The sequence below is a fragment of the Lacrimispora sp. 210928-DFI.3.58 genome (assembly GCF_020554865.1).
In the GTDB taxonomy this organism is placed as follows: Bacteria; Bacillota; Clostridia; order Lachnospirales; family Lachnospiraceae; genus Enterocloster.
In genome coordinates, this window is record NZ_JAJCIC010000068.1 from 1 (window position 1) to 10,098 (window position 10,098).

The following is a 10,098-nucleotide window of genomic DNA, read 5'->3' on the forward strand; positions in this document are numbered from 1 at the left end:
TAGACCATGTCTATTTTTATGAAATTGAATTTGCGAAACTAATTATACGTTATCGTTCTCTCAGTTATATTCCTCTATTACTCCAATCACCAATTGCTGCCATCCGGAATTCATGGCGACTTGTAGCGAGAACAACGTGGAAGTGCTGTACATTGATGGGATGAGGATGCGCAGAGCATTTATGAAAGAATACAGCAGTTTATGCAGGAGTATTTTGAAGGACGTGATGATATATGCAGGTAAAGATTATTAATAAGGTTCCGGCATTTGCGGTAAGAAAGAAGCGGGTATGTGCTTATGCCAGAGCCTCCACAGACAGCCGGAGACAGGAAGATTCGCTGGAAAATTAGACAGCAACCTATGAGAGATTGATCAAAGGAAATCCGGAATATGAGTTTGCCGGGGTATATGCAGATCAGGGTATCTTCGGCTACTGTGAAAACCGCCCGCAGTTTCAGAAAATGCTGGAACGGGCAAGGGTGGGCGAACTTGATCTTATCATTACAAAATCCATATCGAGGTTTGCAAGAAATACCGTCACCGTTCTGAAGTTCGCAAGAGAACTGAAAGAACTGGGTGTCGGTATTTTTTTGAAGAACAGAATATAAACACTCTTTCAGGGGACGGCGAGATGATGCTTGCCGTCCTCGCTTCTTTTGCGCAGGAAGAAAGCAGGAGCATGAGTGAGAACAATAAATGGTCCATAAAAAAGAAATTTGAGCGTGGCGAAGTGATGATTAATACCACACGCTTTTGCGGATATGACAAAAACGAATACGAGGATTTGGTAGTGAACCGGAAAGAAGCGGAAATCGTCAGGCTGCTGTTTGACCTTTATCTGATGAATATCGGATGCAGCAGACTTTCTGATCTGCTGAACTATCTCGGTGTCAAAACCATGACGGACAGCCAGTGGGAGAGCGGAACGATTGGCGGGATGCTTTCCAATGAGAAATATAAAGGCGATTTCCATTTGCAGAAATATTACACGCCTCCCACGCGGCGAAATGTGACCCGTAGAAACCGGGGTGAGGTACAGAGTTATTACATTTCTGAAAATCATGAGCCGATTGTTTCACCGGAGCTTTGGGAACAGGTTCAGGAAATGAGAGAGTACCGGAAAAAGGAAAGGAACATTGGGCAGGACGGCACAAAGAAATTTCAGAATCGTTATCCATTAAGCGGAAAGCTGATCTGTCCATTCTGTGGAAAAACACTCCGCAGACGGCAGGTTTACAACAAGAAAATTCAATGGCTGTGCAGCACCTGCATTGAAAAAGGAAAGAAAGCCTGCAGGGGCATCCGCATCGATGATGCCGATCTTGCAGGATTGAATATCACGGAACCGACAGTAATTGAGGAGGTAATTCAAAATGGCAAGAAGCATTACGGTTATACCCGCAAGACAGATTTCGACTGCGGAATCAGGAACAGCACAGACAGTGCAGAAACTGAAAATGGCGGCGTACTGCAGGGTGTCAACAGACCAAGAAGAACAGTTATTAAGTTATGAGAACCAGGTCAATTATTATACGAACTATATCAGTGAAAATCCTTTGTACGAATATGCAGGAACCTATGCGGATGAAGGTATTTCCGGCACCAACACGAAAAAGAGGGATGAATTCAACCGCATGATCGCTGATTGCAGAGCGGGAAAAATTGACATGATTATTACCAAATCCATTTCCCGGTTTGCAAGGAATACATTGGACTGCCTGAATTATGTGAGGGAGCTGAAGAACTTAGGGATTGGGATTATCTTTGAAAAAGAAAATATCAATACCCTCGATGCGAAGGGCGAAGTGCTGTTGACGATCCTTTCCTCGCTGGCGCAGGATGAGAGCCGCTCCATTTCAGAGAATTGTACATGAGGAATCCGCAGGCGGTTTGAAACGGGGAAGCATAAAATGAGTACCAAGAGGTTCCTCGGTTACGATGCGGATGAGAGCAGCGGCAAGCTGGTCATCAACAGAAAGCAGGCACCGATTGTGGTGCGGCTGTATCAGGAATTCCTGGATGGAAAAACAGCGGACTATATCAAGCGGATATTTGAAAGGGAAGGAATCAAAAATTGGGATGGCGGCACAAAGTGGCAAGCCACAACCTTAATGAGTATGCTTGAGAATGAAAAATACAAAGGCGATGCCCTGCTGCAGAAAAGCTATACGGTAGACTTCTTAACGAAGAAGCGGACACAGAACAAAGGAGAAATCCAGATGTTTCATGTGGGGGATGACCACGAAGCAATTATTCCAAAGCGGATTTGGGAGTGCGTACAGCTTGAAATAGAGCGCCGGAGAAAATACCTGGAAGAGCATGGGACAAACTCTTATTCCCACCGGCCCGAAAGCAACCCATTCGCTTCCAAAATAGTTTGCGGGAACTGCAATAAAGTTTTTGCAAGGAAAGGCTGGCGAAGTAGTACGGGATTTGACCGGAAAATATGGCAGTGCAGTGAGCGTTACAAAGTAAAAGGTGTTATGGGCTGCTCCAACCGCCACGTGGAGGAAGAAACGCTGGTAAAGGCTTATCTGATGGCATGGAATGCCCTGGTAGAGAACCGGGAGGCTTTTATGGAGCGTTGGAAGGAACAGATGCAGAGTGAGAATCTGCTGGAAGGTTACCGGGCAGAGACGTTCATAGAGTACACGGATGGGGCGCAGCCTTTGACGGAGATGGATACGGACTTTATGCTGAAAACGCTGGATCATATCAAGGTCTTTGAGGATGGGACGCTGCTGGTGGTGTTCCTGGACGGAACCGAGATTGAATGTAAAAATGAAGAGGAGTAAGAAAAGAGGCCGATTGGGAGTTTCGATTCCTGATCGGCTTTTTTTCTTGCTCTTTTTCAGATAGTAAAAGTTGAAGTGGTGTGGTAGAATAAATCTGAATAAAATACAAGGTCGAGGTAAAAAATGACAGAAGAAGAAAATAAAATTTGCAGGAAGATTCACTTATATTTGGTAGATATTCTTGGAAAAAGTATTGAACCTGATATTTTTGTGCAGACATCACTAATACAGTTGGGTAAATATTATTTTGATAAATTGTTAGATGTAGATAATGCAAGAGATACTCTTGTGAAAGCAGTCATTTGTACAATAGCTCCCAAGAATTTAAAATTTGAAAGTATGGATGATTATTATATAGGTTGTTGCAAAATTCTGCGGATTGAAAAATTACCAAAGGAGCAACTTAAAGCGGTAAAAGAGCAGTATGGTGAGTTGATTGGAACAAGGTATGCGAATCTGGTTTCAAGAATAGATTTTGAAATTCAGCAGATTAATCAAAACTTACAAACGACTCATAATCGAATGAAAGATTTGCAAAGAAAAAAATCTACATACTATTTAATGAGAGATTTAAGTACTGATGAAACAGATGTACTTACATGTGCAAAAAAATGTAATTCTCTTAGGACAAGAAAAGCGATTATTCAATTTGAAAAGCAACACTTGCAGAAATCCTTATCAGAATTTTGTAATTGCCAATCCTCAGATGAAATTGACAGTAAGTTAAGGAAGAAGGCGTTGTATTTATCTACAGATACGATATTCAATGCAGAAATGGAGTTTTCATCATATCGAAGTATTATAGAAATTATTGAAGATGATTTGGACAGACCGTATGCGTTGTTCTTTAAAATCAAAATATATGTTATAGGTGAAAAAGCTCGGAAAAACTTGTATATGACTTCATACACAAAAACAGATGAAGAACGCATAAGCGAATATCAAGAATACATAAGTAAGGTTCCGGCGATAGATACCCTGAATTCTCAGAAAGAAGTAGATAGAGAGGCTTATCTTGAGACTTTAAAGAAATTTATATCTGACTATGCACTCTTCGAAGAAGTTATAACAATGATTGAGGAAAGCGTTTGCTTAAGGAATCGGAGGGATATACTGAATAAATGTTTAGATTTATACGAAAATAGTGATTTTGAGATGTTTAATCATGTTGTTCCTATACAGATTGAAGGAATGTTTGCGGATTATTTGATGGATAGTACAACATTTAGGCGCTTCACAAAATTAGAGATGTATACCAGTGCAGTATTACAAGAAAAGATACAATATTTGCTAGATATAGGAGACGAGATTTATACAGAAGTTGTTGAATACTTTATGTACTATTTCAATAATATTATTCGTAATAAAATTGCACATGGAAATTATAGAAGTATATTCAAGGACACAACTGATGCAGAGATTTTTTCAATTGAGTTGTTGTTAGATATGTGTACATTGATTTATATGACAATCCGAAAGAGTGAAACAGAAAAAATGCATAGATTTGTTCACGGTTACCAAAAGCATTATGCAGAACGGATAGCTGGCGAACATCCTCATTATGGCGCGCTTTTTAATGATGTAATTGGACAAAAGACAATACACAGTTACGATACGGTTGAAAGATATAGACCATTACAAGTTGCATATACCTTTTCGTAAAAGGTAATAGTTTCGCTATTTAGTATAAGAAATAACTTTCACCGCATGTGGAGACTGTGTGCCTCTTGAGCAACCGAAAATCAAAATCTGATACTTATATAAAATTGAGTCTGGATATGGAAGATTACTACATGATTAAGGATCAGGAGAAATAACTAATTTAATACACTATGCCTATAGCGATAGCTGCTGATGTGTAAAGCATTGGCGGCTGTTTTGGCGTTATATGTAAAAGGATGACTTTTCGGACAAAAAAATCGTATTATTTGCAACTTCCGGTGGAAGTGGATTTGGAAATACAGTAAGTGAGCTTAAGCCATCAGTTGAAGATACAATGATAAAGGAAGGCAGAGTGTTCAACAAGGCTGCGAAACAGGAGATTGAAGAGTGGGTGAAACATATTTGAAAAATAATGGTTAAAATTCGTGAAGAAGGTGGATAAAATGGAAAGAATTGTACAAACAGCAGGAAGAAGTGCGCTTGGAGAATTTGCACATTATAATGATGATGTTCTTTTCGGTGAGAACTGGAATAATCAGGATATTGATCTTAAGACAAAAAGTATCATAACAGTGGTGGCATTAATGTCTTCCGGGATAACGGATGAAAAAATGATAGAATAAACATGACATATAGTTGTCGTGTTTGCCGTGCTATAATGACAGGCGTAAGGAGTTCGTATGAAGATAGACAGATTGATCGGAATACTTTCCGTATTATTGCAGGAAGAAAAGGTTACTGCGCCGGAACTGGCAAAGAAGTTTGAGGTATCGCGGAGAACGATAAACAGGGATATCGAAGATCTGTGCAGGGCGGGGATCCCGGTCACCACGGTACAGGGGGCCGGAGGCGGTATCTGTATTATGGAAGGCTACCGGATGGACAGGACGCTGCTGACTTCAAAGGATATGCAGGTGATCCTGGCGGGGCTTCGGAGCTTGGACAGTGTGAGCGGGAGCCATTATTACGGGCAGCTTATGGAGAAGATAAAGGCAGGCTCGTCCGGTCTTGTAAGCGGCCGCGACTCCATCCTGATCGATTTGTCCTCCTGGTATAAGGATTCGCTGGCACCTAAGATTGAAATGATACAGACAGCGATTGAAGAGAGACGGCTGATCTCTTTCCGGTATTATGCACCAAAGGGAGAAAGCAGCAGGGAGATCGAGCCCTATTATCTGATCTTCAAATGGGCCAGCTGGTATGTATGGGGATGGTGCCGTAAAAGAGAAGATTTACGGATGTTCAAGCTGAACCGTATGGATGCGCTCCATGTATCTGAGGCCAAATATGAGGTGCGGACATTCCCGGTGCCGGATCTGTCCAATGAAAACATATTTCCGGGAAAGATCAGGGTAAAGGTGATCTTTCAGCCTGAGGTGAGATGGCGGCTGGTGGAGGAATTTGGGCCGGACTGCTTTGAAATGCAGGGGGATGGAAGCCTGCTGTTTGAAAGGGAATATACGGATGAGGAAAGCCTGATCAACTGGATACTGACATTCCGGGACCAGGCCCGCGTGCTGGAACCGGAGAAGATACGGCAGGAGCTCCTTGAAATTGCGGAAAATGTGACCGGGATTTACAAGGACTGATAAGGAGGGGAGAATAGGATGCCAAGACCGCGGAACAGAGAAGATCTGTTAAAAGCAGCAGATGAAAATTATGAGAAAATGAATCAGCTGATCGATTCCCTTAGTGAAACAGAGTGGAACACGCCCTTTGATTTCAGCAAAGATGAGAAAAAGAAGGAAGCCCACTGGAAACGGGATAAGAATGTAAGGGATGTGCTTGTTCACTTATATGAATGGCATCAGCTTATGATTCGGTTTGTGGATGAAAATTCCAGTGGCAATCATATGCCGTTTTTGCCGAAACTGTACACCTGGAGAACCATTGCATCCATGAATCAGATGTTTTGGAAGAAGCATCAGGGGACAAGCCTTGAGGAAGCCAGGAGATTGCTTGGCGGATCCCATGCAGAGGTTTTGAAGAGGATCCGCAGCTTTTCCAATGAAGGACTGTTCTTAATAAAAGCATTTCCGGCTGTGGGCGGTACGACATTGGGGTCTTATTTTGTGAGCAGTACCTCCAGCCATTATGACTGGGCCATAAAAAAGATCAAGGCGCATCAAAAAAACTGCAGGAACATGCAGGGGAAATAGCGATCCGCTTTTTGATGTCCTTCAGACAAAACATGACAGAAAAGATCGGGAAATATGAGAAGATAGATGATAGACTGTGATCACAGCGAAAGGAGGTAACGGATCATGGGCTGGGTGGAGGCTGTAGGAGAAGCGGTTCAGTATGTGGAGGACCATATTACAGAGGAATTGTCTGCAGAGGAGATCGCAAAACAGGTCAATATATCACCGTTCTATTTTCAAAAAGGCTTTGCGATGCTCTGCGGGTTTACTCTTGGGGAATATATCAGGAACCGCCGTCTGGCTCTGGCTGGCAGTGAACTTGCTTCAGGCAATGGAAAGGTGATCGATATCGCGCTGAAGTATGGATATGATTCTCCCGACAGCTTTGCCAAAGCATTTACCAGATTCCATGGAGTTACCCCTTTACGGGCGAGGAAGGAGCAGGTGACGCTCAAATCCTTTGCACCGCTGAAGATCAAACTATCATTAGAAGGAGGATATCTCATGGATTACAGAATGGAAAAAAAGGAAGCATTTACAGTGATTGCAAATGCAAAGGTCTTTGCCTATGAAGGAGCGAAGAACACGGTTCCTCAGTTTTGGCAGGAGCATTTTAAAGAGGGCAAAGGGAAAAACGTGATGGGGGTTTACGGGATCAATATTGATGAGAAAATGAAGCAAAATTCTTTTGAGTATTTGATCGCGGATCCCTATGATCCTGCAGGAGAGGTGCCGGAAGGCTTTGTTGTGAAGACCATTCCATCCTTTACCTGGGCCGTATTCCCATGCAGAGGCGCCATGCCGGAGGCTCTGCAGGACGTGAACACAAAGATCTTTTCTGAGTGGCTTCCTGCACTGAAGGAATATGAGTTTGCTGCAGGATATTGTGTGGAATATTACGATAATGCGGCAAAATATGCGAAGGGTATCATGGACGAGGATTACTACTGTGAGATCTGGATTCCGGTAAAGCAGAAATAGTATCTGGATACCCGCATAAACATGCTGCCCACAGCCAGTTGCGGGCAGCATGTTTATGGGAATCAGCGGCCTGGCTGTCTGTAAGGCTGCTTACCTAGACCTCCCTGTTATCTACCAAAAACATATTCAATTTCTGCCATTTCCGTATATCATGCTTATTGATCAGAAGCTGTTCCTTAAAAGCATCAGTATGCTCCCTGGGCGTCAGAGATACCAGGCATTTGAAGGCGCAGGGCATCAGGTCTGCGCTGGAGATGCCGCAGAGGAGGCCGCAGGTGGAGTCGCGTATCTCCAATGGATTGAAAATATAGAGAAGATCCTCCTCCAGGGTATTGCACTGGTTTACAAAGGAAAAGCGGATGAGCATATCGCTGTATATGACCTTTCCCGAATAGTAGACCTCGCTGCTCCTTCCGGTGGGAGTGACCGCGCTGATGGACAGAGAAGCCTCGTAATCGCCGGGCTTCTCTTTTTGTTCGTATATATCGATGATACCGTCCTTTAAGCGCTTGTACCGCCCGTCATAAAAGTAAAAATACAGCCTTCTTGCCTCAAAAAAGGGGCTTTTTCTGGTCACGCCCGGAAGCAGCGGCTCAGGCAGAGCAAGAGGGGGCTGGTAGTCTGTCAGCTGGTTCAGATTCACGTGCAGGGCCTGGCTGATCTCAAAGAGGGTCTCTACGTCCAAGGTGATCTCGCCTGTCTCATATTTGCTGACCGTGGCGCGGCTTTTGTGGATGATGTCCGCCAGCTGCTTTAAGGTCATGCCCCGGACCTTGCGGTACATGCGGATCTTATCGCCGATATGTCTGCTTATCTCATTCATTGTATACTACCTGATTTCGTAAAAATATCCTGTGCCTTAAAATGAAGGCCACAGCAGATATATTATACACGTTTATTGAAAGAAAATCTATTGTAAAGAAACATTTTTGAGAGAAAACGTTCGTTTAAAGAGACATCTCTGTTTTTGCATTTTGGAAAATGTCTGATAGAATAGGGAAGGTTTAGAGAAAATAATGGGGAAATATGGAGGAGTTATGGATAAGAAGAAACGCGGGGGCTTCAGCAGCTCCATTGGATTTGTGCTGGCAGCAGCGGGGAGTGCTGTAGGCGTGGGAAATATATGGAGGTTTCCTTATCTGGCAGCAAAGGACGGAGGAGGGTTGTTCCTTCTGCTTTACCTGATCCTGGTGCTGACCTTTGGCTTTACGCTGCTGACAACGGATATTGCATTAGGGCGCAGGACGAAAAAGAATGCGCTGAAGGCATTCGGGGCTATCCGGGAGAAATGGAAATTTTTGGGATATCTCACCTTCCTTGTACCGGCACTGATCATGACATACTATTCTGTCATTGGCGGCTGGGTAACAAAATATATTGTGGTCTATCTGACAGGAGGCAGCAGGGCCGCTGCAGAGGACGGATATTTTACCTCCTTTATCACGTCAGAGGTTTCGCCGGTATTTTTTATGCTGGTGTTTTTGGCGCTCACCTCCTTTGTAGTCTACTGCGGTGTGGAAAAGGGGATCGAGCGTTTTTCAAAACTGATCATGCCGGGACTGATCTTTCTGATCATCGGGATCGCGCTGTTTTCCCTGACATTGAGCTATACGGATGAAAATGGCGTGACACGTACAGGACTTCAGGGAGCAGCCGTATACATCCTTCCAAGCTTTGATGGGATCACCTTCAGACGCTTCTTAGGGATCCTCCTGGATGCCATGAGCCAGCTGTTCTTCTCCTTAAGCGTATCCATGGGGATCATGATCACATATGGCTCCTACGTGAAGGATGACGTGAACCTAAGCCGCTCCGTGGGCCAGATTGAGATCTTTGACACAGGGGTGGCATTCCTGGCAGGGCTTATGATCATCCCTGCCGTGTTTGTGTTTTCCGGGACAGAGGGAATGGCCTCCGGTCCCAGCCTGATGTTCGTGTCCCTTCCAAAGGTGTTTGTGGAGATGGGAGCGGCCGGAACGGTCATCGGCTTTGTGTTCTTTGTCATGGTAGCCTTCGCCGCCCTGACCTCATGCATCTCCATCATGGAGACTTTAGTTGCAAACTGCATGGAACTGTTCGGACAGACACGAAAGAGGATGAGCATGGTGATCGGCGGGATCTACGCTGTGGCAGCTGCCATTATTTGTCTTGGCTACAGCATCTTCTATTTTGAACTGCCCCTGCCCAACGGTCAGACAGCCCAGCTTTTGGACCTGATGGATTACATCAGCAACAGCTTCCTGATGCCCTTTATCTCCTTTTTGACCTGTATTTTCATCGGCTGGATCGTAAAGCCCCAGTGGATCATTGACGAAATGGAGTCCAGCGGGCATACATTCGGGAGAAAGGGGCTGTATGCATTTATGATACGGTATATTGCGCCGGTGATGATGGGAGTTTTGTTTTTGCAGTCAACAGGGCTGCTTTCATAAGAAACAACAGTTCAGACGGCTGCCGGGAGGGTGGCTGGCGCTCCGGTTTCGGACATAAGAAGCACTAAGACACCTGATTTTTCCGAA

10 protein-coding genes and 2 pseudogenes are annotated in these 10,098 nt (G+C 44.1%); 11 read left to right on the forward strand and 1 reads right to left on the reverse strand.

Annotated features, from left to right (window positions below; genetic code table 11):
* Positions 1-368 precede the first annotated feature (368 nt).
* The 10 genes and pseudogenes from LIZ87_RS22635 to LIZ87_RS21370 all read left to right on the forward strand — a co-directional run bounded on the left by LIZ87_RS22635 (position 369) and on the right by LIZ87_RS21370 (position 7,579).
* Complete coding sequence (locus LIZ87_RS22635) at positions 369-608, forward strand: recombinase family protein (RefSeq protein ID WP_319638604.1); 240 nt, start codon at positions 369-371, stop codon at positions 606-608.
* Positions 609-679: 71 nt separating this feature from the next.
* Positions 680-1,513 (forward strand): recombinase family protein, encoded by an 834-nt coding sequence (locus LIZ87_RS21335; RefSeq protein WP_319638605.1) that lies wholly within the window; start codon positions 680-682, stop codon positions 1,511-1,513.
* A complete protein-coding gene (locus tag LIZ87_RS22770; protein ID WP_330664737.1) occupies positions 1,476-1,874 on the forward strand; it encodes a recombinase family protein in 399 nt (132 codons plus the stop codon). The genes LIZ87_RS21335 and LIZ87_RS22770 overlap by 38 nt, the downstream gene beginning before the upstream one ends.
* Positions 1,875-1,910: 36 nt before the next feature.
* Positions 1,911-2,795, forward strand: a complete 885-nt coding sequence (locus LIZ87_RS21340; RefSeq protein ID WP_330664738.1) for a recombinase family protein — start codon at positions 1,911-1,913, stop codon at positions 2,793-2,795.
* 123 nt (positions 2,796-2,918) lie between these two features.
* Positions 2,919-4,457 carry a hypothetical protein gene (locus LIZ87_RS21345; RefSeq protein WP_227149145.1) on the forward strand — a complete coding sequence of 513 codons (1,539 nt, stop codon included), beginning with the start codon at positions 2,919-2,921 and terminating at the stop codon, positions 4,455-4,457.
* 238 nt (positions 4,458-4,695) lie between these two features.
* A pseudogene (locus LIZ87_RS22965) lies at positions 4,696-4,863 on the forward strand (flavodoxin); the annotation flags it as partial.
* A 37-nt stretch (positions 4,864-4,900) separates the two neighbouring features.
* Positions 4,901-5,071, forward strand: a pseudogene (locus LIZ87_RS21355) (carboxymuconolactone decarboxylase family protein); the annotation flags it as partial.
* A gap of 66 nt (positions 5,072-5,137) precedes the next feature.
* On the forward strand, positions 5,138-6,046 hold the full coding sequence (locus LIZ87_RS21360) for a helix-turn-helix transcriptional regulator (protein ID WP_227149146.1): 909 nt from the start codon (positions 5,138-5,140) through the stop codon (positions 6,044-6,046).
* 18 nt (positions 6,047-6,064) lie between these two features.
* Positions 6,065-6,616, forward strand: coding sequence for a ClbS/DfsB family four-helix bundle protein (locus LIZ87_RS21365; protein WP_178313150.1), 552 nt, complete (start codon positions 6,065-6,067; stop codon positions 6,614-6,616).
* Between the two features lie 105 nt (positions 6,617-6,721).
* The gene (locus LIZ87_RS21370) at positions 6,722-7,579 is read left to right on the forward strand and encodes an AraC family transcriptional regulator (protein WP_178313149.1); all 858 of its coding nucleotides are present in this window, start codon (positions 6,722-6,724) and stop codon (positions 7,577-7,579) included.
* Positions 7,580-7,673: 94 nt separating this feature from the next.
* On the opposite strand, the gene LIZ87_RS21375 is transcribed toward LIZ87_RS21370, so the two are convergent.
* Entirely contained in the window at positions 7,674-8,402 is a 729-nt protein-coding gene (locus LIZ87_RS21375) for a helix-turn-helix domain-containing protein (protein WP_178313148.1), read from the reverse strand.
* A 214-nt stretch (positions 8,403-8,616) separates the two neighbouring features.
* Here LIZ87_RS21375 and LIZ87_RS21380 point away from each other — a divergent pair, with 214 nt between their 5' ends.
* Positions 8,617-10,011 (forward strand): sodium-dependent transporter, encoded by a 1,395-nt coding sequence (locus tag LIZ87_RS21380; RefSeq protein WP_227149147.1) that lies wholly within the window; start codon positions 8,617-8,619, stop codon positions 10,009-10,011.
* Positions 10,012-10,098: the final 87 nt, after the last annotated feature.

Coding starts and splice junctions, on each gene's coding strand:
- LIZ87_RS21380 (WP_227149147.1), top strand. CDS start 8,617: ATGGATAAGAAGAAACGCGGGGGCTTCAGCAGCTCCATTGGATTTGTG.
- LIZ87_RS21340 (WP_330664738.1), top strand. CDS start 1,911: ATGAGTACCAAGAGGTTCCTCGGTTACGATGCGGATGAGAGCAGCGGC.
- LIZ87_RS21365 (WP_178313150.1), top strand. CDS start 6,065: ATGCCAAGACCGCGGAACAGAGAAGATCTGTTAAAAGCAGCAGATGAA.
- LIZ87_RS21370 (WP_178313149.1), top strand. CDS start 6,722: ATGGGCTGGGTGGAGGCTGTAGGAGAAGCGGTTCAGTATGTGGAGGAC.
- LIZ87_RS21335 (WP_319638605.1), top strand. CDS start 680: ATGAGTGAGAACAATAAATGGTCCATAAAAAAGAAATTTGAGCGTGGC.
- LIZ87_RS21360 (WP_227149146.1), top strand. CDS start 5,138: ATGAAGATAGACAGATTGATCGGAATACTTTCCGTATTATTGCAGGAA.
- LIZ87_RS21375 (WP_178313148.1), bottom strand. CDS start 8,402: ATGAATGAGATAAGCAGACATATCGGCGATAAGATCCGCATGTACCGC.
- LIZ87_RS21345 (WP_227149145.1), top strand. CDS start 2,919: ATGACAGAAGAAGAAAATAAAATTTGCAGGAAGATTCACTTATATTTG.